Source organism: Secundilactobacillus muriivasis (genome assembly GCF_054785195.1).
The window spans coordinates 69,043-92,320 of sequence record NZ_BAABMI010000003.1 but is presented as its reverse complement, the minus strand read 5'-3'; the positions used below and the strand labels follow the sequence as shown (position 1 = coordinate 92,320).

The 23,278-nt window shown below is 47.0% G+C and carries 18 protein-coding genes; 2 read left to right on the top strand and 16 right to left on the bottom strand.

Annotation, left to right across the window (positions count from 1 at the left end; all coding sequences use genetic code 11):
• Nucleotides 1-82: 82 nt before the first annotated feature.
• The 14 genes from tgt to ACYVR3_RS00495 form a co-directional block, all read right to left on the bottom strand.
• Nucleotides 83-1,225: a tRNA guanosine(34) transglycosylase Tgt gene (tgt, locus tag ACYVR3_RS00560; protein WP_461242686.1), complete on the bottom strand. Its 1,143-nt coding sequence runs from the start codon at nt 1,223-1,225 to the stop codon at nt 83-85.
• 16 nt (nt 1,226-1,241) lie between these two features.
• Complete coding sequence (queA, locus tag ACYVR3_RS00555; protein WP_461242685.1) at nt 1,242-2,279, bottom strand: tRNA preQ1(34) S-adenosylmethionine ribosyltransferase-isomerase QueA; 1,038 nt, start codon at nt 2,277-2,279, stop codon at nt 1,242-1,244.
• Between the two features lies 1 nt (nt 2,280).
• Nucleotides 2,281-3,309: a Holliday junction branch migration DNA helicase RuvB gene (gene ruvB, locus ACYVR3_RS00550; protein WP_461242684.1), complete on the bottom strand. Its 1,029-nt coding sequence runs from the start codon at nt 3,307-3,309 to the stop codon at nt 2,281-2,283.
• A 15-nt stretch (nt 3,310-3,324) separates the two neighbouring features.
• The gene (gene ruvA / locus ACYVR3_RS00545; protein ID WP_461242683.1) at nt 3,325-3,924 is read right to left on the bottom strand and encodes a Holliday junction branch migration protein RuvA; all 600 of its coding nucleotides are present in this window, start codon (nt 3,922-3,924) and stop codon (nt 3,325-3,327) included.
• A gap of 409 nt (nt 3,925-4,333) precedes the next feature.
• Complete coding sequence (locus tag ACYVR3_RS00540; RefSeq protein ID WP_461242682.1) at nt 4,334-5,377, bottom strand: lysylphosphatidylglycerol synthase transmembrane domain-containing protein; 1,044 nt, start codon at nt 5,375-5,377, stop codon at nt 4,334-4,336.
• Nucleotides 5,378-5,379: 2 nt separating this feature from the next.
• On the bottom strand, nt 5,380-6,402 hold the full coding sequence (locus tag ACYVR3_RS00535) for a glycosyltransferase family 4 protein (RefSeq protein ID WP_461242681.1): 1,023 nt from the start codon (nt 6,400-6,402) through the stop codon (nt 5,380-5,382).
• 17 nt (nt 6,403-6,419) lie between these two features.
• On the bottom strand, nt 6,420-7,592 hold the full coding sequence (locus tag ACYVR3_RS00530; protein WP_461242680.1) for a glycosyltransferase family 4 protein: 1,173 nt from the start codon (nt 7,590-7,592) through the stop codon (nt 6,420-6,422).
• Between the two features lie 449 nt (nt 7,593-8,041).
• Nucleotides 8,042-8,926 carry a polysaccharide deacetylase family protein gene (locus tag ACYVR3_RS00525; protein WP_461242679.1) on the bottom strand — a complete coding sequence of 295 codons (885 nt, stop codon included), beginning with the start codon at nt 8,924-8,926 and terminating at the stop codon, nt 8,042-8,044.
• Nucleotides 8,913-9,212: a hypothetical protein gene (locus ACYVR3_RS00520; protein ID WP_461242678.1), complete on the bottom strand. Its 300-nt coding sequence runs from the start codon at nt 9,210-9,212 to the stop codon at nt 8,913-8,915. Before ACYVR3_RS00520 ends, ACYVR3_RS00525 begins: the two co-directional genes overlap by 14 nt.
• A gap of 2 nt (nt 9,213-9,214) precedes the next feature.
• Nucleotides 9,215-10,423 (bottom strand): glycosyltransferase, encoded by a 1,209-nt coding sequence (locus tag ACYVR3_RS00515; RefSeq protein WP_461242677.1) that lies wholly within the window; start codon nt 10,421-10,423, stop codon nt 9,215-9,217.
• Between the two features lie 613 nt (nt 10,424-11,036).
• Nucleotides 11,037-12,755: a phosphoenolpyruvate--protein phosphotransferase gene (ptsP, locus tag ACYVR3_RS00510; RefSeq protein ID WP_461242676.1), complete on the bottom strand. Its 1,719-nt coding sequence runs from the start codon at nt 12,753-12,755 to the stop codon at nt 11,037-11,039.
• Nucleotides 12,755-13,021, bottom strand: a complete 267-nt coding sequence (locus tag ACYVR3_RS00505; RefSeq protein WP_461242675.1) for a phosphocarrier protein HPr — start codon at nt 13,019-13,021, stop codon at nt 12,755-12,757. The genes ptsP and ACYVR3_RS00505 overlap by 1 nt, the downstream gene beginning before the upstream one ends.
• Before the next feature lie 171 nt (nt 13,022-13,192).
• A complete protein-coding gene (locus ACYVR3_RS00500) occupies nt 13,193-13,384 on the bottom strand; it encodes a hypothetical protein (RefSeq protein ID WP_461242674.1) in 192 nt (63 codons plus the stop codon).
• A gap of 78 nt (nt 13,385-13,462) precedes the next feature.
• On the bottom strand, nt 13,463-14,212 hold the full coding sequence (locus ACYVR3_RS00495; protein ID WP_461242673.1) for a class I SAM-dependent methyltransferase: 750 nt from the start codon (nt 14,210-14,212) through the stop codon (nt 13,463-13,465).
• A 319-nt stretch (nt 14,213-14,531) separates the two neighbouring features.
• On the opposite strand from ACYVR3_RS00495, the gene ACYVR3_RS00490 reads away from it, so the two are divergent.
• Together ACYVR3_RS00490 and ACYVR3_RS00485 are read left to right on the top strand one after the other, a co-directional pair.
• Nucleotides 14,532-16,790: an ATP-dependent Clp protease ATP-binding subunit gene (locus ACYVR3_RS00490; RefSeq protein ID WP_461242672.1), complete on the top strand. Its 2,259-nt coding sequence runs from the start codon at nt 14,532-14,534 to the stop codon at nt 16,788-16,790.
• Between the two features lie 1,075 nt (nt 16,791-17,865).
• Nucleotides 17,866-18,921, top strand: coding sequence for a MucBP domain-containing protein (locus ACYVR3_RS00485; RefSeq protein ID WP_461242671.1), 1,056 nt, complete (start codon nt 17,866-17,868; stop codon nt 18,919-18,921).
• 76 nt (nt 18,922-18,997) lie between these two features.
• On the opposite strand, the gene ACYVR3_RS00480 is transcribed toward ACYVR3_RS00485, so the two are convergent.
• Both ACYVR3_RS00480 and ACYVR3_RS00475 read right to left on the bottom strand, forming a co-directional pair.
• Nucleotides 18,998-21,649 (bottom strand): cation-translocating P-type ATPase, encoded by a 2,652-nt coding sequence (locus ACYVR3_RS00480; RefSeq protein WP_461242670.1) that lies wholly within the window; start codon nt 21,647-21,649, stop codon nt 18,998-19,000.
• A gap of 188 nt (nt 21,650-21,837) precedes the next feature.
• Nucleotides 21,838-23,175 carry an FAD-dependent oxidoreductase gene (locus ACYVR3_RS00475; RefSeq protein ID WP_461242669.1) on the bottom strand — a complete coding sequence of 446 codons (1,338 nt, stop codon included), beginning with the start codon at nt 23,173-23,175 and terminating at the stop codon, nt 21,838-21,840.
• Nucleotides 23,176-23,278 lie beyond the last annotated feature (103 nt).

Here is a 23,278-nt window from a genome sequence, read left to right as displayed (position 1 = left end):
ACCAATACATTCACCCACCTTTATGTCTAACTAATAATTTAACAAATATTTGACCCGCCGTCCATGACTCTGACAAGAATTCTTAGAAATTTTTGGCATTTGGTAGATTATAACCGTATTCTTCGAAGAAATCCTGCTTAAAGTCTAACAATGAATCATCCATGATCGCCTGACGAATTTGGCGCATTAAGTTTAACAAGAAGTAGAGGTTGTGATAACTCGTTAAGCGCAAGCCAAACGTTTCATCCGCCTTAAACAGGTGACGAATGTAAGCGCGTGAATAATGCCGACAAGTATAACAATCACACTTTTCATCAAGTGGCCGAAAATCGCGGGCGAACTTGGCATTTTTAACGGCTAACCGGCCACGACTCGTCATGCACGTCCCATTTCGGGCAATTCGGGTTGGCAACACGCAGTCAAACATGTCAACACCCCGCATGACACCATCAATGAGTGAATCCGGCGAGCCAACGCCCATCAGATAGCGCGGTTTATTGGTTGGCAACATTGGCGTAGTGAAGTCCAGTACCCGGTTCATTTCGGCCTTCGATTCGCCAACGGATAAGCCACCAATTGAATAACCCGGAAAATCAAGGCTAACGAGATCTTGAGCCGATTGACGCCGAAGATCTTCGTAGCCAGCACCTTGGACAATGCCAAACAGTGCTTGCCAGTCGGGATTTTGGTGTGCTTTTAACCCACGTTCTGCCCAACGAGAAGTTCGCTCAACGGAGTGCTTGATGTAGTCGTAACTTTCAAAAAACGGTGGACATTCATCCAAACTCATCATAATGTCTGGACCCAAATCGTTTTCGATTTGCATTGCCTTTTCAGGTGACAGGAAGAGTCGATCACCGTTAATGGGGTTTTTAAACTTAACCCCTTCTTCGGTAATGTTTCGGTTTTCTGCCAACGAAAAGACTTGGAAACCTCCAGAGTCCGTCAAAATTGGCTTTTGCCAGTTCATGAACTTGTGTAGACCACCGGCCTCTTTGATTAAATCTTCTCCCGGTTGTAACCAAAGATGGTAGGTATTGGCTAAAATCACGCCAGCACCCATCTCATCCAGTTCTTCAGGGGCAATGGCTTTAACCGTTGCTTGCGTGCCGACCGGCATAAACATTGGGGTCGGAAAAGTGCCGTGTGGCGTAATGAGTTCGCCTAACCGCGCGCCCGTGTGCTTTTCCGTCTTAATTAAGCGATATTTGATCGCTGGTTCCATAAATTGCGTGCCTCCGTTATTTAATAAACATAGCGTCACCGAAACTAAAGAAGCGGTAACGTTCCTCGATAGCGTGTTGGTATGCGTTCAAAATGTTGTCGCGTCCCGTAAAGGCCGCCACCAACATAACCAACGTTGATTTTGGTAAGTGGAAGTTCGTGATAAACGCATCTACGACCTGCCACTGGTACCCAGGTTTGATGAAAATATCGGTCCAACCGGAGTCGGCCTTGATTTCACCATGGAACTTGGTCCCAATCGTTTCCAACGTCCGGATCGATGTTGTCCCGGTGGCCACGATTCGACCGCCATTGGCCCGAACTTCGTTTAACGTTTTAGCGGATTCTTCCGATAATTGGTAGAACTCAGAGTGCATCTTATGGTCTTCAATGTTTTCTTCGTCAACTGGCCGGAAAGTTCCGAGACCCACGTGCAACGTCAGATAAACGAGTTTGATGCCCTTATCTTCAACCTTCTTAAGCAGTTCCTTCGTCCAGTGCAACCCAGCCGTTGGCGCCGCTGCTGAACCGGCCTGTTTGGCGTATACGGTTTGGTAACGTTCTGGGTCATCAAGCTTTTCCTTGATGTATGGTGGTAATGGCGTCTCACCAAGCTTCTCCAAAATTTCCATAAAAATACCGTCATAGTGGAATTCGATCATCCGACCGCCATGTTCTAGCTCCTTGGTCACCGTTGCAGTCAACGCACCGTCGTCACCAAAGGTAACCGTTTGGCCAACGCGAATCCGCTTAGCAGGTTTCATCAAGGTTTCCCATTCATCACCTTGCGTGTTATGAAGTAATAAAACTTCAACGTGGCCACCGGTCTCTGGCTTCACGCCGTAAATTCGAGCGGGCATGACCCGTGAGTCGTTCATTACAACGGCATCGCCGGGGTTGAGGTGATCAATGATGTTATAAAAATGTTGATCTTCCAGCTCGCCAGTTTCATGATCCATGACCAATAATCGAGACGCATCTCGTTTTTCAATTGGCGTCTGGGCAATTAACTCGTGTGGTAAATCGTAATCAAAATCTTCAGTTGTTAGTGTCATGTTAGTGTGGATCCTTTCCGTTATTCATAGGTGTTAGGCCGAGGTGCTCATACGCTAATGGTGTGACCATTCGACCACGAGCAGTTCGTTTAATAAACCCTTTTTGCAACAAGAATGGTTCATACATTTCTGCAACGGTATCGGTTTCTTCACCGATGTTGGCCGCTAGGGTACTCAAGCCAACTGGCCCACCGTTATAGAATCTGATCATCGTTTCCAATAGCTTCACGTCAGTTTGATCAAGGCCCTCATCGTCAACGCGCAGCATCGTTAGCGCGTGTTGCACAATGGTCTTATCAATTGCATCGTGCTCTGGTGAAACCTGTGCAAAATCCCGGATTCGTTTCAGCAACCGGTTTGCAATTCGGGGCGTTCCCCGTGAACGCCGCGCGATTTCGTGTGCGCCTTCCGTATCGATTGCGGACTGTAAAATTCGAGCGGAGCGATCAACAATTTGTTCTAGTTCGTCAACATCGTAGTAGGCCATATGACCAACGATGCCAAACCGATCACGCAACGGTGCCGAAAGCAGTCCGGCTCGCGTGGTTGCGCCAATTAAGGTAAATGGCGGTAACGGAAAATGAATCGGGTGAGCAGTTGGTCCCTGCCCCACCACGATATCAACGTAAAAATCTTCCATCGCCGAATAAAGCATTTCTTCCACCACTTTGGGTAAGCGGTGAATTTCATCAATAAATAAAACGTCGCCGGGATTCAGCTCGTTTAGCAACGCCACCAAATCACCCGTTTTTTCAATGGCCGGGCCACTGGTCGTCTTCAACCCCACTTGCATCTCAGACGCGATGATCATCGCTAACGTGGTCTTCCCAAGGCCAGGTGGTCCGTATAACAAGACGTGGTCTAACGCTTCTTCACGTTGTTTAGCAGCCTGAATATACACCGTTAACTCCTGTTTGAGCGCCCGTTGTCCGATATACTGACTCAGCGTAGATGGCCGTAACGATTGTTCAATTGAGGCTTCGTTTTCATCCTGTGATTCACCGGTCACTAACCGTTCATCATCTACCATCAACAAGCCTCCATTCTACTTTGTTAATAATGATAACGCTGAACTGAGGTAAACGTCAGTCGTTTCCCCCGGTTGTTCAGCGAGTACTTTTTCAACCTTTTTAACGTCGCGGTCTCGATAACCTAGTGCGGCTAATGCTGCCATCGCTTCGTTCAACGCCTTATTCTCGCCATCACCGCCGTTAACGGTCGCCGTCTGGAATAGATCCGTTTCTGCAAAGTCTTCCAGTTTATCACGCAGGTCCAGCACAATTTGTTGGGCCGTTTTCTTCCCGATTCCTGGAAACTTCGTCAGATAACTGACATCATTGCCGCTAATCGCGTTCACAATGGCTTGCTGATCGCCATTCGCCAAAATCGCCAACGCACTCTTGGCGCCGATGCCAGAAACTGCCAGTAACTTTTCAAATAACTGTTTTTCCTTTAACGTGTTAAACCCATACAAAATCTGGGCGCTATCGCTAATTGATTGGTGGACATATACCCGAACATCGTCTGAGCCAACCTCAAACCGAAACGGATTGCCAACCCGAACTAAATAGCCCACGCCGTGAACGTCCACAACGATGTAGGTCGGTTGAATATCAACGATTTTACCTTCTAAATACTGATACATGCTGTCGCCACTCCAGTTCTCTAAACGTATGTTTGCCTAAAAATTGTACCACGAATTGGGGCGAAATCACAGAGCGTTTCCCGAAACGCTTTGAGGGTGGTATGTAAGGGGACTAGGGTAATGCCCCTGGGCTTGGGGGCGTTACCCTAGTCCCCTTACATGCAACCCTCAGTTTCGGGAAACGCGTTTCGGCGCGGAAACCGTAAGACACCAAACTGTAATCCCCTTATTCGTAAAAGGAACCCCTGATGGCTAATCCAATTTGCGCCGAAAATCAGCCGCTTCAGCCACTAATTCGATAACTGTTCACCTCAACCACTGGTTCAGAAACCCCAACCCACCAACAAACAAAACGCCCCCCTAATTTCCTAGGAGGACGCCGAAAATTCAATTATAAAACCCAACTCAATCAGTCATCATCATGTTCCGGCAGTGGCTTATGCGGCTTCAACTGATCCGGCTTAATCGCCAACGCACCAATCCCAGCGAAGATACCAAAGTAATAAGTTAAGATCCGCCAAAGTAACATGGCGAGCACCAACTTGCTGGAGTTGGTAATGTAACTGCCAAACAGCACCGTGAAACTATACTCGGCCCCACCGGCACACCCAGGAATTGGGAAGATTGAAATTACCATCACGATCAACACGTGTAAACAGGTAATCATCACAATATTGGCCTGCGTGTACCCTAACGACAACATGATGAAATACGGTACCAGGTAGTACGCCATCAATTGTAAGAATGTCACTAAAGCAACTTTCAACAAGAGCTTTCGCTGACCCAGCAGTTGGACACTCTCCTCATAAAACAAGTCGATCTTCGTATCCAAGCGGGTCAGCATGTCGTTCATCCGTTCCGCTTTACCAAACCACCGCATGGGACTCAAAATCACACGCACGGCTTTTTTGGTAAATTGCGGCCAAAACATGACCAACAGTAACCCGATAATCACCCCGAAGTGGATCAAGAACCCAAACACCACGAATAGTGATAGGTAGCTCATTTTGCTGACCATATAATGGAACCCAATAACCAACGCAATGATAAAGTTGATCACGATCATAGCCTGATACACAATGAATTTCATCAACAAAACTGAGCTTGCCCGACCACCATCGATGCCACTTTGAAGCATCGCAATCAGTTGCGCCGGTTGCCCACCGGATGAAAATGGTGTAATGCCGTTAAATAACTGTTCAATTAACGGAATTCGGATCGCACTCTTAAACGAATAATGCCCCATCCGTTCATCAACGAAGATCTTGACGACCAGGCCCTCAAGGCCAAAGTAGAGGATCATACATAAAACCGCGATCAGTAACCAATCCAAGTGGATCGATGCAAAATCGCGAATTAGAATATTAAGTTTAACGTCGCGTAACGAATAGCCAAAAATCGCCAATCCCAATATGACGATCAAAAACACCGCGACTTTATTTCTTCTCGACATCGCTACCGACCTAACCGTGCCTGTTCAGCATAAAAATCTTGCCAGATTTTAAGCAACCGGTCTTCGGAATAGTAGGCAGCTGCTCGCTGGGATTTGGCCTTCAAGGTCGCGAGTTCTTCGGGTTGTTGTTTGAGCTTTTGAATCCAGTCATTCATCTCATCAACATCCTTCGCCGCCGCGTAATCCCCATCGATGATCGCCTGATACAGGTCTAAGTCCCGGAGTAACACCGGCGTCTCAGAGCTAAAGGCTTCCAATACCGACATTGGGAACAGTTCGTTATAGGATGGCAGCAAGAATAAATCAGCCATATTGTAATAATCAACCAAGTGCTCCCGAGGCACGATACCTGGGAAGCTCAAGTTAGCTGGTGGATTATCAACGACTTGCTTCAGCTGTTCATACCCATCGGTGATGCGACCGAACGAAAACCCACCAGTCCAGATAAACTGCACATCTGGATTCCGTTTTGCCAGTTCAATGAAGTCAAAGACCCCTTTTCGAACCTGGACTTGGCCCGATCCTAAAACCGTGAACCGGTCAGGATACTGGTACTTTTGCTGCAATTGCTTCTTTTTAGCAACGTCTACCGGGTGAAACAGGGCTGTGCTGACGAAATTCGGAATGTACGTGATGTGGTCTTTGGGAATCCCGTAAGCCTCTAATTTCGGAATAAACGCCGGATTCACAACCACGAGTTGGTCCATCCGCTTATAAAAGGCAATGACGTAACGGTAGAAAACCGCCTTCGCAATCTTCGGCAGTTTTAAACTACCCTCTAAGGTTTCCGGTAAAAAATGCACAAACCCAACTTTACGGCCTCGATTGGGCATGAAGGTTGATAAATAAAACGGAAAGTTAACGGTGTGATAATGACTCACATCGGCTCGACCGTACTTATTGATCTGAACGTTCAGCGTATCAGCCGAGCGCGTTTGAAGCAGTCGGACAAGTTCCAGATACACACTACCGACACCCTGTCCTGCAACCTTATCCGCTGCTGAAAACATCGTAATAGTTAACATACTCGACTCCTAAATAGTTAGTTACTGATACCGGCTGAATCCTGTGCTTCTTCATAGGTCAGTTGAACGTCTTGGTAAAACTCAACGATACGTTGACCAAACGACGCCGCAGAAACCCGGTGTAACGTTTCTGCTAAGACTTGCTGGTTCTCAATTTTTGCGTGTTGTAGATAGTAAATTAAATCATCCACCAATTCAGCATACGTTTCAAACGTCGTGCCCAATTCGTGATTGGCGAGTAACGCATCCGTATACGGGCTGGTCTTCACCACGATTTTAACATCCGAAGCCAACGCCTCAATGTACGTTAACCCCTGTGATTCAGAATCAGACGCCGACACAAATAAATCAGCTGCTTGATAGTAAGCCTGAACCTCATCATGGTTGATCTCACCAGTGAAAATAACGTGACGGCCAAGGTCAAGCGACTTGGCCTGTTCTTCAAGGTCCTCTCGGGCAGGGCCATCACCTACGATCATTAAGACCGCGTTGGGAAGTTGAGCCAAAACCTTTGGCATCCCATTAATCAGTTCCTTAATGTTTTTTTCATACGCTAACCGACTTAACGATAGCATCAATGGTGTATCTGGCGCTAAGTCGTACTTAGCGCGCACATCGATTTCACTACTGTTTTGATATTGTTCCAGGTTGACCCCGGTCGGAATGACCCGAATCGGAATCTTGACCCCGTAGCCCGTCAGTGTATCGATGACCCGTTGACTTGGCGCAACCACCCCAGAAAGGTGGGTACAAAACGCTAACGTCATCTGCTTAACGTGAACGGGCTTTAAAATCTTACCGTTCGCCACGTAGTGCAGGTAGTCCTCATACATCGTGTGGTAGGTATGGATGCACGGAATCTTCAAATTCTTCGCCACAAACTTACCGATCCACCCCATCGAAAATTCGGTTTGCGTGTGGACAATGTCTAGATTAAGTTCCTTGGCAATCTGATAGGCATGAAATAGGCCCCGAAACGCAACCCGCCGATCGGTAAACGATACGAATGGTACGCTTGGAAAGCGAAAAATATTACGTTCGTAAACATCCTTCTCAATGTGTGGGTCAGTCGTGGTAAAGATGTAAACTTGATGCCCCTGTTTCTCCAACTCTTGTCGAAGCGTCTTGATCGACGTTGCAACCCCACTCACCTGAGGGAAGTATGTGTCCGTAAATATCCCAATGTTCACGTTAATCCCCCCAACAATTTATCGTCCGTTTGCTTCATTTTAATTATAGTCATTATATTGGTTTCCAATTGGCAATGCAACAGATGCCCCATCACTGAGACACCCTCGCTAACCGCTTGCTTTACAGCATTCATCATACGCTAACTAATAAGTTAACCCAACCATTATTGAAAAAATCGCACTGAAATTTAATGGTTTTGCTTAAGTTAGCTACTTGACTAACTAACTATATAACAAACCACCAGTCGTTGCAACCAAAGTTCTTAGTTTGACCCATTGTTCGGTCTTCTCCGATACTATATCACATATAATATTGTTATTCAAATACCTATTGTGACTCGATTGCTAAAGACGTCTTCGCATAAGGTAAAGTTTTATTTAATTTCAAAAAAGTTTCTTAATCCTGATGAATCGCGGATTAAGAAACTTCTTAACTGATATGAGTTGTGCTATTCAAGCCATTTAGCAATACTCTTCCAACTATCCCGGTTCACGATCATCCGCGGTGTCAATTTCAAATTCGACCGTGACGTTACGATCCCGTTATTCAGGGTATAAATAACTTGTAACCGCCGTTGTGTCAACAAGAAATTTTCCACCTGTGAGGTGCCACTCCCATACGGATACGTGAAAATTGGCGACGTTTGGCCAGTTTTAGCCTTCAACACCCGTTGACTAGTCGCATAATCTTGCTTAAAGGCTAAGTAGTGTTTGCGCAAGTTAAATACTGGGGTGCCTTTCACTAAGTAGTGCATATTATTCGTATGGACGCCAAGCGTTAGCAAGCCCCCAACTTGACGCTTCATTTTTAACACTTCGGGCCATGACGCCAACTGTTCGCCACCAATGTAACGACCAGTCGTCCCGGTGATGATTGACGCCGTGAAGGGATACCCGTGCCGCTTAAGCACCGGGGCGGCATTTTCGGTAAGGGTACGATCGACGTCGTCAAAGGTGATGACTGCATATTTACCGTGAACAGTACGGTGCTTTTTAAGCATTGTCACCATTTGGGCCGTTGAAATGACCCGAACATGGTGCCGTTGCAGAAAGGTCATCTGTTGCTTAAATTCAGATAAATTCACATTATAGGCGTGTAACTGGTTATTTGGCGTTAAGTGCTCCATCGTTGAAACCGCCGCTGTATCGTTTAAAATTCGGTGGTAACACAGCACCATAATTCCGTTTTTGATTTGCTGATCCGCCGATGCCAAGGCAAAATTTTCGTGAATGCCGCGTTCAAAGGTCACTTTCTTGTACACGTTTACCGATAAGACACTCACAAAAAGCACCAGAAAAATTCCTAACAGCCATTTTCGGTTAGTTTTGGTCATGTTGTACCGCCTTTCGCTTTAACCGTCTAAGGTGCCACACACCGTAAACCGCAACTAGCCCACCAATCAAAACGATCGTCAGGCCTAAAACTTTATACATCCGAAACGACAGGTTGAACAACGCATAGTTGACCACTAACGCATCAGTGTAGATTCCCAGCATAAAACAAACGTTTACGGTCAGGACACCTAAAGCAATCGCCCAGAGCACGACTAGTAGCACCAGTCGACGCAAGCGAGCGCCCAATGATGTCTTTTTACGAATGACCAATTGTTGTTTATCCACACCTACACCCCCCGATCAGGACTGGACCAGACACCTTTACGTTGCGGATCCAAAAAGAATGACCCCAATGCCGTGATGCAGCTAATGAGGTTGACCGCCCAGTAGAAAATAAAGTACATCGGTAAAAGCAGCAGATCCTGCCAATCCACGTAACCTTGGCGTTGTGAACTGGTAAAACCAATAATGAACTGGACAATACTGATCAACGTCAACACGAATAAAATGCCACCGTCTAAAATCAACGATTGTGAAAACAGCATCGTTAAGAAGTAAGTCAGGACACTAAATGCACAGCATAACGCCCAAACATTACTAATAATCATATCTAGCAATAACCACTGTTCCGCTAACCGCCCAGTAAAAATCAACTGACGATTGCGGACCAACACTTCCAAACCGCCACGAGCCCATCGCCGCCGTTGCCGGATCAGTGCCCGAATGTGTTCCGGAACCAAGATCCAGGATACCGCTTGCGGGCAGTACACCACGTGCCAATGTTGACGGTAGAGTTTCCAGGTCATATCAATGTCTTCGGTCAATGCTTCCGTCGTCCAGCCAGACACTGCTTCAACCGCAGCTTTTCGGTAAACCACGATCACCCCAGATACAGTGGTGATATGCCCGGTAATGAAGGCTTGTCCCCGTTTAATAATGTCGATGATCCCAATGTATTCTAATAATTGCAACCGCCCCAACAACGTCGTGCGATTTCGAACTACCGGCCGACCCGCCACTGCCCCGTTTTGGGGATCGGCTAGCATCGATTGCATCATGTGCGTCAAGGCCTGTTCATCTAGATAAGAATCCGAATCCAAACACAATAAATGCTCACCATTCGCGTAGCCCAACCCGACGTTTAAGGCGTTCGCTTTTCCGGCATTTTGTTGAATTGGAACCACTTGGATCGGAAATTGGCCTTGATACTGCGCCTGTAAGTCGCGCATCACGGTCAACGTATCATCCGTGCTACCATCGTCTATTAAAATTAATTCGAGATGCTGATAAGTCAGTCCTGCTACCGATGCAACGACCTCATGCAAGGTATCGGCCTCGTTATGACCAGGAATCAGGACGGACACTAACGGCTGTTCACCACTAAGTGCTGGCTTCTGGATCAATCGTTGCTGGAGACCGAAAAATAAGGCCCCCACGATCCAAATCACCGACACAATCAGCGGATAAAAAATGACAAAACCACTAAAAATAAACATGTAACGCTCCTTTTCAACCTCAATTCTAGGTGACTAGGCCACCACCTAGCGTTTAAAGCACAATCTTGAATAGTCTAACGAAATCAAGTTGACGGGTCAAGGCAACTCCGACAAATCGAGTGTGAATCCGTTTTCGCCGTAACAATTTTAGAGCTTTCTTAATGGTTGAACAAAGTTGCTATAATGATGCGTTACCTATCGTGGTTTTGCTGCCGCTTGTGTCCAGCGTAAGTGTTGGGTGCAGTTTTGAGTGTCGGCTGTTTGTCATCGCTTCGCTCGCCAAAGCCGCACGAAAACCGGCGCTCTCAGGCTACAAAATTCGGCGCCACTTAAGCTGTCATTTCTAGGGTTCCTGAAGTTGTAGAAACTTGTCAACCACGCGCTTTCTGGCCACCACGCCGAATGGTGCTGCGCGAGGCAGAAGGTTGCATGTAAGCATGACCCAGCCAACCTACCCAAACCCGGTAGCTTCGCTGGGTCATGCTTACACTCCACCTTCTAACCGCCTCGCTCCGCACACTTACGCTGGACACAAATGACAATCAAAACGAACGCAAAAAAAGCACGTCAAACTTCAATATAAATTGAAATTTAACGTGCTTCATTTAGTTAACTAAAACACAACATCATCCACTAATTGGACCACTTCTTCATTGGTCTGAGCCTGAATGGCACGATCAACTAACCGCACCATTTTCTGAGAATCAAGTCGGCGAAACAGTGCTCGGGTTTTGAGCATGCTCGTTGCACTCATTGAAAACTCGTCTAATCCCATGCCAACTAAAAGCGGCACCGCAATCTGATCTCCGGCCATTTCGCCACACATCGCAGCGACTTTGCCTTCGTGGTGACAAGCATCGATCACCTGTTTGATCAACCTTAAAATCGCAGGATTATAGGGTTGATACAGGTAAGAGACTTGTTCGTTGGTACGATCGGCCGCCATGGTATAACCAATCAAGTCGTTCGTGCCAATGCTCATAAAGTCCACTTCTTTGGCAAACTGATCCGCCATCACAGCGGTTGCGGGTACCTCAACCATCATGCCAAGTTTAACCTCACCAACTGATTGACCTTCATCAATCAATCGTTGACGTTCCTCGTAATAGACGGCCTTAGCCGCTCGTAATTCCGCTAAGGTGGCGATCATTGGAAACATGATCCACAAATTACCAAATGCCGATGCGCGCAATAGTGCTCGGAGTTGGGTCCGGAAAACTTCAGTTCGTTGTAAGCTAATTCGGATGGCCCGAAACCCCATAAAGGGATTCATCTCATCCGGTAACTTGAGATAAGGCAGTTTCTTATCGCCACCGATATCCATCGTTCGTACAACAACCAGTTTCCCAGCCATTTTTGCCACAACTGATTGGTACGCAGCAAACTGATCGTCTTCTGTGGGCCAATCAGTGGCATCCATGTATAAAAACTCACTCCGAAACAACCCGATCCCGTCACCGCCATTGTCGAGCACCGCTTGTAGATCCTGCGGGGTTCCAATATTAGCGGCAATGAGGTGGGTGACACCATCTTGTGTTTCACTCGGTGCATCTTTGAGTCGTTTCCACTCAATCTTTTGCTGACGAAACTGTTGTTCCGCTTGCTGGTACTTTGTCATCTCTGAAGCTGTCGGTTCAACCAGCCCAGTTCCATGTAACCCATCAACCATAATCGTTTGACCATTTTCAATCATTGCCGTTGCGCTTTGAGTTCCCACAACTGCAGGAATCTCAAGGGTCCGTGCCATGATTGCCGAATGAGATGTTCGACCACCGACATCCGTAATAAACCCCTTCACGTAGCGCCGATCCAACTGAGCGGTATCGCTTGGTGTTAAATCATGCGCCACGATAATGACTTCATGATCGATCATTGCCGGATTGGGTAACGTCACTCCCAACAGATGTGCTAACACCCGTTTGGTAACGTCACGAATATCGCTGCTTCGTCCCTGCATATAGGGATTATCTTGCATGTTCTCAAACAAATCAACGTACTGATCCGTCACCTGCTTTAACGCAGCTTCTGCGCCAAAATGTTGGTCACGAATCAGTTTAACGATCTGACGAATCAACTCAGGATCAGACAAAATTTCAAGATGAGCATCAAACACAGCTGCTTCATCAGCCCCCATTGTTTGAATCGCCCGTTGTTTAATCCGGGCAACATCAGCCTTAGCCGCAACAATGGCACTTGATAACCGAGTAATCTGAGCGTTAACGTCCGTAATGGGCGCATTAGAATAGGAAAGGTCAGGTTCAACTAGTCGATATGACTCGGCAATCGCAATGCCATCACTGGCCGCAATTCCCTTCAGTACCTGACGGGCCATTATTCAGAGAGGCCTTCTTCTTTCATCGTCTTAGCGACTTCTTCCATAGCTTCCTTTTCGTCATCGCCATCGGCAGCAATCGTGACGTTGGTGTTTTGGCCAACGCCTAATGACATAACGCCCATGATTGACTTCAAGTTAACTGACTTGCCATCATATTCTAAAGTGATGTCAGCGTTATACTTACTAGCAGCTTGAACTAATAAAGTTGCTGGACGTGCGTGAATCCCTGTTTCTGCGGTGATTTTGAAGTTACGTTTTTCCATAAATATCGATCTCCTTCGACGAACTATAGTCTTTATAGGCCTCAATCGCTAGATTTCATGAAAATTGTTTTCACGAGATTCAACGAAAGTTACCTTTATCCTAAGAATATCAATTAATGCACTAAAATACAAGCGAATGTAAGCATTTATCAACCGCTTACATCACTAAATTTATTGTGTTTGGTCGTGATCATAATGATAAATCACGGTCCCGTTTTTTTCAGCCTTACCAATGATGCGTTTTCGGAATTCAAAAGCCATGTAGGCGGTTTGAAACGTCATAAAATCAGTCGGCTCAACGGTGAACGTTTCGATTTCACCATTTTTAAGTTGCATCATTAGTGCTGTATAATCAGTTGCCACTCGTCATCTCCCCCTTTCATCATTAGTCTGCTGTTCTAGTTTAACAAAAAGTTGCCCGTTCACCCAACTTTTATCCCGTTATCGGTGAGCGACACACCTTAGTCGCCGGTAATCAGCGACCCACTGCTGGCCATCCCAGAGTGTTGGTCGAACGTAATCCGCCATCGCCGTTAAAATTTCAGTTTGTTGCTGGTTATTATAGCGTGCCAAATCACTGGCAAAGAATTGCCGGGCCCAGTTGGCTAATCCGGCTTCGCCACCCTTCAATGGCGTTGGTCGATCATAGGTTTCAACCTGTTCGATCGTCATTCCAGCATGCTCAACCTCATTGCCGAACGCCTCAGCAGTTGCAAAATTAAACCTTGACTGATACCGACCACCAACGCGTTGTAGCGCCGCATCAAAGCCACGTTCAATGGTGGCAATATTGCCAGCAGCGCCAAACTCACAAACGAGTACGCCATTTGGTTTTAGCGCCCGCGCGATTTGATTCATGAGCAACTGATGGTTGGGGATCCAGTGAAAGACGGCATTTGAAAATACCACGTCCCATTCGTTTTGGTAGGCCATCTTGAGCGCGTTTTGGACCTGATACTCAGCCTTGGGGTGCGTCCGTTTCGCTTCGGCAATCATACTTGCTGAGCTGTCGATTCCCAGTACCCGATGACCTAATTGGGTTAACTGTGCCGTTAGTCCGCCAGTCCCGCAGCCAAGGTCTAAAATCGCTTGGTTCGGTTGTTGCGGAATAAACGTCAACAACCCCTTACCGTAAGCGGCCACAAAATCGTGTTGCTGGTCATATAGTTGTGCATTCCACTTCAATAACATCATCTCATTTTCTATGTAGTGACTTCAAAAAGAAGTGCATCAATTGTACCGCCATCGTAAGTGAAAGAGTAGCCCATGACTTCGTATTTTAACAATCAATCTTGTGAATTGAATCAAAATCCTTGCACTGAAACGCTGATTGCGATACAACATTACTTGAATTAGCACTCGCACAAGTGTCGTGCTAATTTTATCTTGAAAACGTGAGCAAACCGCTTGCGTTCCGACTTGAATATTGTATAATATGGTCAATGGTCAAGATTGGTCAAACAATTAACACCAATTGACCTGACGACTTTAATGAGAAAGGAGTCAAAATATGCTCTGTCAGAACTGTCATCAACGCGAAGCGACAATTCATCTCTACCTAAACGTTAATGGAGAGCGACAGCAAGTTGATTTATGTCAAAATTGCTATCAATTGCTGAAAAATCAGCAATCTAACAACCCTAATTCTGGAAACGGAGGTGCACGTATGGCACAAGACCCATTTGGTTTTAACAGCCTTGATGATATTTTCAGATCCATCCAAAATGGTAATCTGAACAATGGTCAACAGGGCTATCAACAACAAGTTCCCCCTACTCAGCCTAATGGCCCAAGGGGCGGTAACAACAATGGCCAAGGTAACAAGGGCGGCGGACTCCTCGGTCAATATGGCCTCGATCTCACTGAACTTGCAAGCCAAGGTAAAATCGACCCCGTGATCGGTCGTGATAAGGAAATCGCTCGGGTCATCGAAATCTTGAACCGACGCACGAAGAACAATCCCGTCTTAATCGGTGAAGCTGGGGTCGGTAAAACGGCCGTTGTCGAAGGCTTAGCCCAAAAGATCGTTTCGGGTGACGTTCCTCAAAAACTGATCAATAAAAAGATTATCCGCTTTGACGTCGTTTCTCTGGTTCAAGGAACTGGGATTCGTGGTCAATTTGAACAACGGATGCAACAGTTAATGGAAGAGGTTCAAAAGAACCCAAACATTATCCTGTTCATTGACGAAATTCACGAAATCGTGGGTGCTGGTAATGCCGAAGGTGGCATGGATGCTGGTAACGTTTTGAAACCAGCTCTTGCTCGTGGTGAATTCCAACTCGTTGGGGCAACAACTTTAAATGAATACCGTGATATTGAAAAGGATCAAGCCCTCGCCCGTCGTCTTCAACCCGTAACGGTTAACGAACCTTCCTCTGAAGAAGCCATTCAAATTTTGAAGGGCATTCAAAAGAAGTACGAAGACTACCACCACGTTCAATATACTGATGACGCCATTGAAGCAGCGGTCAAATTATCTGATCGTTACATTCAAGACCGATTCTTACCTGACAAGGCTATCGACCTTTTGGACGAAGCTGGCTCAAAGAAGAATTTGACGATCAACGTTGTCGATCCTAAAACCATCGATGATAAGATCAAAGCTGCTGAAGATCAAAAGCAAGCTGCCTTAAAGCAGGAAGACTACGAAAAAGCCGCCTACTACCGTGATCAAGTGACGAAACTTGAAAACGCGAAGAGTTCCCAAACGGCATCGTCTTCTGACGAACAACCAAAGGTCACCGAAGCGGATATGCAACAAATCGTGGAAGAAAAAACTGGTATCCCAGTTGGCGAACTTCAAAACAAAGAACAAGAACAGCTCCGCGACCTTGGTGGGCAATTGAAGTCCCACGTCATTGGTCAAGACGAAGCGGTTGATAAAGTTTCTCGTGCCATTCGTCGGAACCGAATTGGTTTGAACGGCACTGGTCGACCAATCGGCTCGTTCCTATTCGTTGGTCCTACCGGGGTTGGTAAGACCGAGCTCGCTAAGCAATTAGCGCGTGAACTCTTCGGCTCCAAGGAAGCCATGATTCGGTTTGACATGTCCGAATATATGGAACCACATTCAGTGGCAAAATTGATCGGGTCACCTCCTGGCTACGTTGGCTACGAAGAAGCCGGTCAATTGACAGAACAAGTTCGGCGTCATCCATACAGCCTTGTCCTACTAGACGAAGTTGAAAAGGCGCACCCAGACGTCATGCACATGTTCCTTCAAATTCTAGACGATGGTCGTTTGACCGATTCTCAAGGCCGAACCGTTTCCTTTAAGGATACCATCATCATCATGACCTCTAATGCTGGGACTGGTGATGTTGAAGCCAACGTCGGGTTCGGTGCTGAAGCAAGTGGCAAGACCCACTCTGTTTTGGATCAATTAACCAACTACTTCAAGCCAGAATTCTTAAACCGGTTTGATGACATCGTTGAATTTAACGCCCTCACCAAGTCCAACTTGACGAAGATCGTTGATTTGATGATCGATGATGTGAACGCTATGTTAGCTACCCAAGGGTTGCACGTTCACGTGACGGCACCAGTCGAAGACAAACTTGTTGATTTAGGCTACGATCCAGCCATGGGCGCTCGACCACTTCGTCGGGTCATCCAAGAACAGATCGAAGACCGAATCGCTGACTACTATCTTGATCATGCCGACGTTAAGAACCTTGTCGCTAAGATTGAAAACGGCGAAATCACCCTTGCAGAAGAAGCACCGGCTGCACCACCAGAATCGGCTTCAACTGCTTCCGATGATTAGCCTAAAAATGATTAACAATTAGCGTTCTGTGAGACGCTTATCATTAAAGCGCGTGCCTGCTTTGCGGGTACGTGCTTTTTGTTTGTGGAGTTTGTGAAATTTGGCTTCGTTTGCGCGTTAATCATGGATTACATTGTGGAAGGATGCCGCGGGAGGCTCCGGCGCTATGCGAGGCTGGAACGCAGTGGCGGGCCTACGAGCTAGGAACGGAAGAAGACCACTTCCGTGCCGGATCTCTCCGGACCCGCGTATGACTAAAGTACTCGCAGTCCGAACCCCACGGACTACGACTGCTTAAGTCATACCGACACTGCTGAGCCTCGCGCGCCTCCACCTCCCGCTACATGGTGCGCTGTAGTTGACCAGAACATCTGATTGTCACATTCTGAAGCTGACGAAACTGCGTGATGACAACGTTGAACGATAACCCAACACGCGAAAATAATCGTGGTCAATGTTCAGTAACCGTAATGAATCAACGATTGCGCAGTGCTAAATCTGCCGGTTGTACGTCATGTTTGCGTGAACTTAATACCGTTGCGTTGGCATTAAGCGGTATTGATGCTTATCCATCGCAATTATGGAACGGTACCGCTGATCAATTCTGCGTTTGTCAAATCAACGTTAATGTTATTACGATATCGCCGCAAGATGTCCAGTTAAGCACTTGAGATGGTCTACAATAGTGCCGAATTGCGCCAACGTAAGATTTCGGTAAGCGGCTAGGTGGATGCTGTGTCGCGATAATTGGTGGTTGTTGACGGTCTTCCAACAACCGCTAATTATCGGGGACAAATGTAAGACTCGCACGGGGTTTGGCGAGGCTTACATTTGAGGTCTGAGACCGCCCTTTGGCTCAGGCCGGCCCCACAGCAGGAACCTAGCCGCTTACCGGAATCGTAAGTCCACGCAAATCACCGCACTTCACAAGCTAAACAGAAGAATGTTGTCGCTGGACACAAACGACAGTTCAAACACGCATAAGAAAAAATGCCAAACAAACCTCACAAACTGCTATTAATTTCTCGCCATCATGCGGTATACTAGAATTAAAACTAAGTGAGGAGGGGTGTGAATGACTTTTTTAGAACAGCTACGGCGCCTATTTGGTAACGATAGTGACGCTCAACCGAACGCACCAATGGAAGCGGAACCAGCCACTAAAAACGACGTGCCAGCTCAAGCTGAATTCTACGCTGCCCCTTCAACCCCTAATGTGAATACGACCAACGCTGTCGTCTTGATTGGCTACGTTGACGAGGCCGGCACCGCCCTTAGTGATCCGGAGTGGTTAAATGGCCAACTGGGCGAACCGTTGCATTTAGAATTTCGTCAATTTGATGATTACTTGCTCGCAGATATTCAGGGCTTTACCACGACTTTTGACGCGCCCTACCATATCATGACCCTGCATTTTATTAAAAAGCTTGGCCATCCGGCGATTCTTTATCCCATCGACTACGATACTGGGCGACTCGTTGCCGTGCCAAAACTACTCTCCGGCCCACTAAACGTCCCCTTTCTCTTCAAAACACCTAAAATTGAAGGGTATCGGATGATTAAAGCTAGCCGACCATTGACCGGTCACTTTACCGATCAACCTCAAGTTTTGATTGCCCTACTTCGGCAGGCCAATTGGCAATCTGTCCAGCGGGTCAACTACTACCTAGAGTTGAATCAGTCAACGCCAATTTATTACACACCTGCGGGCAAGCGCCATCCGTACGAATTTCCCAGCCATTCCGTTTGGCGGGCTTTTATGAAGGTGACGTTAACGAACGGTGATGTTTGGTACAACCTCGGTGGTCCCCAATGGATTTTGAATGATAAAATCGTAATCACCGACCGCCCAGCACAAACACCAATCGATAATGATGACGACATTCCTGCTGAGCCACAGTTTGATGCCGTTCACTTTGAGGGACGCATCGATTTCGTTGCAAACGAGTCGGTTTCCTACTACGATGCACCAAATGGTCTGATTATCGGCGAGCTAGCCCATAACACGCCCGTAACGATCACCGGTCAACTAGAAGATCCCGCTGGCATTATGTGGTATCGCTTAACTCACGATTGGATCATTCCGGCTCACTACGTTCGACTAAAACATCAACCAACCACCGCTGATTAACATCGTCAATTGAAAAAGGTCCCATGGCTTCCCAATTTTGGGAGCCATGGGACCTTTTTAGAGTACCTAACTAATATCAATCACTCGACATCAGCATCTGTGGCACATCTTGTCGCTTTAACCGAATACGTTTTGCAATCTCCAGGACACAACTTGGAATAAAGATTGCCACCCCAACGATCACCCAGTTCAACATCGGCATGGTCGTTACTGAAAATAGTTCGCGTAAGCCAGGGATAATCGCGATTGCAACGACGAAGGCTGCGGCCAAGCAAACCCCTACGTTCAACGCATGATTTCCTCGAATCGACTGCCAAGTTAGCGGTTGACGAGTCTTAATCGGATAAATATCGATCATTGATCCCAGTGCTAACGTGAAGAAGAGCATCGTCGACCCAATCATTGGATCGTTATTTGCTAAACCGAACCGGCCGAGGCCGTAGATGCCCAACGTCAAAATAATAAACGTTGTTGTCCGAACCGCCACCCGACGTGTCATCCCATCCGCAAAAATACTCGTTTGGCGTGAAATTGGTGGTCGTTGCATCGTCTGTGCTTCAGCGGGTTCTCGACTGAGATAGAATCCCGGAATCCCATCAGCGAGCACGTTGATCACCAATAACTGTTCCGCAATCAACGGTGCGCCCCACCCAATCATCACTGCCGTAATCATCAAGAAGATTTGGGCAAAGTTAACACCGATTAAAAATTCAACGGCTTTTAAGATATTTTGATAAACGGCCCGGCCAGTCGCAATCGCCGCAACAATCGTTTCGAAATTATCATCAGTCAAGATCATGTCACTGGCATTTTTCGAAACTTCGGTACCCGTGATGCCCATGGCAACACCAACATCCGCAGCCTTCAGCGCCGGTGCATCGTTCACCCCGTCCCCCGTCATGGCGACCGTTGCGCCTTGACTTTGCCAAGCGGTCACGATTCTAATCTTGTCTTCCGGCGATACCCGGGCATAAACACTGACGTCTGCGATTCGCTGCGTTAACTCTTCATCGCTTAATGTTCGCAAAGAAGCCCCTGTCAGCACCTGATCCGTTGGTTTTAAAATGCCAATTTGTTTCGCAATTGCCTTAGCGGTTTCCAGATGGTCACCCGTAATCATCACCGTACGAATGCCGGCATCAGCAGCTTGCCGGACCGCAACGATCGCCGCATCCCTTGGCGGATCGATCATGCCAATCAAACCGCTCAGTTGAAGGTCACTTTGTAACGCTTCAATCGATTCAGTCGGTCGGTCATCAAAGATTCGGTACCCCACCGCCAACACGCGCAATGCCCTTTGCGCAAACTGATCATGAATTCGCATGGTTACCGCCCGTTGGGCCTCCGTTTGCGTAACTGGTAAATGATCAATTGCGCCTTTAACGATTAACAAATACCGCCCATCTGGCATCCGATGAAGGGTCGCCATCGTTTTCTTGGTTGAGTTAAACGGATCCTCGGCTACTCGAGGATAGTCAGTCTCAAATTGCGCCCGGGATTGATCAAATTTAGCCAACCAGCGAACGATTGCTAATTCAGTTGAGTCACCAACTTCAACAACTTCGCCATCGACAGTTTCACGAGTGGCGTTGGTTGCCAATCCCATTAAGCGCATCAAGGCTAAATTCTCATCCGCTAACGCCATCTTCTTCACCTGAATCGCCTGTGGTTGACCGGCTAACCAGTAATCCGTAACGGTCATCTGGTTTTGGGTCAACGTTCCCGTTTTATCCGAACAAATCACATTCACGCCACCGATCGTTTCAACCGCATCAACCCGGCGCATAATTGCGTGTTGTTTCGCCATCGCAGTTACCCCATGGGCCAGACTAATCGTGACAATAATTGGTAATGTTTCTGGCACCGCCGCAACTGCCAACGAGACCCCAATCATCAACGCGTCCGTCAGTGGCTCACCCTGGAAAAAGACCCCCAAGATAAAGATGGCAATGCCACCCACGATTGCCACCCCAGTTAACCGACTGGACAGTTGATTGAGTCGCTTTTGTAACGGTGTCATCCGGCTCTTCGTTCGGTTCAACATACCGGCAATGGCGCCAAGTTCGGTCGCCATCCCAATCGCGGTCACTACCATTAAGCCAGTTCCTTGGGCAACCCCGGTTCCAGAAAAGACTTCATTTCGCCGATCGCCCAACTCGGGTGCCTGCTTCGGTAACGCGTCCGCAGTTTTCTTCACGGGTTCACTTTCACCGGTTAGAATCGCTTCATCTAGTTGAAGCGCAACTGCTTCGACTAATCGGCCATCCGCTGGAATTTGATTACCACCTCGGAGTTGAACAAGGTCACCAACGACGAGTTCGGTCGCGCTAATCACTTGCGCCTGACCATCACGAATCACCGTAACTTCATGAACGTTCAGTTTTTTGAGCGCAGAGAGTGATTTTTCGGCACTGTGTTCTTGAAACATTCCAATTACAATGTTCAATGCTAAAATGGCACCAATCACAATTGGTTTCGTCCAACCACCGTTCACCGCAATCGCGAGATACGTTGATAACACCACTGCAAACAAAAGAACCAACGAGGCGACGTCTGACACATGCCTCCAGATTTTTTGAAGTAGCGAAGGCGGCTTTTCTTCCTGAAGTTCATTTCGGCCAAGTTGTTGCCGCTGCATCACCATTTCTTTGGTCAGGCCGCGGGATAGATCCGTCTTTAACTGTTCGGCAAGTTGTTGCCGGCTTTGGGTTGCAGTCGTCATTGTCATCTCGAGCAGTCCTTTCCTAATTCACTATTAAAAATCATCAGATAGTGAAATGAGATTGTATTTCTACTACTAGTGTATCGTATTTTACATTAAATATTATGATTACCATTAGAATTTTTCATGATTTTTTTGTGACCAAAATCAAAAAACCTTACCTAACGCAATTGTCAGGTAAGGCTTTTAAGCAACTAAGCCTCTTGGGCTTGTGCTGCTTGCGCTAAAATATTCAAGTAATTAAATGGTCGGTCAAAGTTTGGTTGGAACAGCATGTCCACCATTGCTAGGTCATCGATCGTGTTATGGTTTTGGATGCAAACCGACAATAAGTTAGCTGACTGTGAAATATCGTACTTACTCATCAGTGCGCCCCCTAAGATTCGGCGGGTTGCTGGATCATAAACCAATGACATTTGAACGGGTAACGTGGTTGGCATAAACTCTGGCCGATAATTATCTTCCATAATGACCTGCTTAGCTTCAATGCCTTGAGCGTGGGCGGCTTCATAGGTTAAGCCAGTTGAACAAATTGAAACGCCGTAAAGTGCCAAACCAGATGAGGATTGCGTACCCATGTAACGGGTCGTCGGTTTTACTAAGTTCTTGCCAACCAAGATGCCTTGTCGAACGGCATTAGTTGCCAATGGAATATACGCATTTTTACCCGTTGGGTTGTAGTGAACTGCTGCACTATCACCCGCAGCAAAAATGTCTGGATCTGAACTTTGCATGTAATCGTTGGTGATAATTGCCCCGTTTTCGGCCATCGTGACCTTGCCCTTTAAGAGTTCCGTGTTTGGCCGGAAGCCAATGCAAAGCACTGCTAAGTCAACCGTAACCGTTTCTTTATCGGTCTTGATCGTCACTTCCTGACCGTTCGTTTCAAAGGATTGCACCTTTTGATTCAACGCTAATTTAACCCCGTGCGCTTCGTAATCGGCTTCAATTTTATCCGTAAAACTGGCATCGAAGTACTTGGGCATCACCCGTTCTTGCGCGTCGATTAAGGTCACTTCATGACCATCAAGCGAGTAGGCTTCGGCTAATTCTGCCCCAATGTAGCCGGCACCAATCACGGCAATTCGTTTAGCACTTGCGGCTTGTTTGAATAATGCTTGTGCGTGCGCCCAATTCTTGCACAGCAATACCCGGTCACTGTCGATTCCAGGAATTGGTGGTACCACTGGCCATGAGCCAGTCGTCATCACTAATTTATCATAATGTTGCACACTGGTCTCACCAGTTGCCAAGTCTTCAACCGTCACGGTGTGCGTGCCATTATCCACGTTCTTCACGTTATGTTGCATCTGAACGTTGGCCCCTAACTTAGCTAACTCTTCCGGACTCGAGTAGAACAGCCCCTGTGGATCCTTCACTTGACCACCAAGGTAAAGTGCGATGCCACAAGACAGGAACGAAATCACGTCATTTCGTTCGTAAACGGTCACGTCCGCATCCGGATGTTCCGCTAAAATTTGTTTCGTCGCAAAGGTACCAGCGTGAGTACAACCAATGACAACAACTTTCATGAAAAATTCCTCCTATGTGGGTGCAGGTTATAACGTTAACTTGTTCACAACTATATTTTACACAACCATCATCACTTGTCAACGTTTTCACAAGTGAAACTGT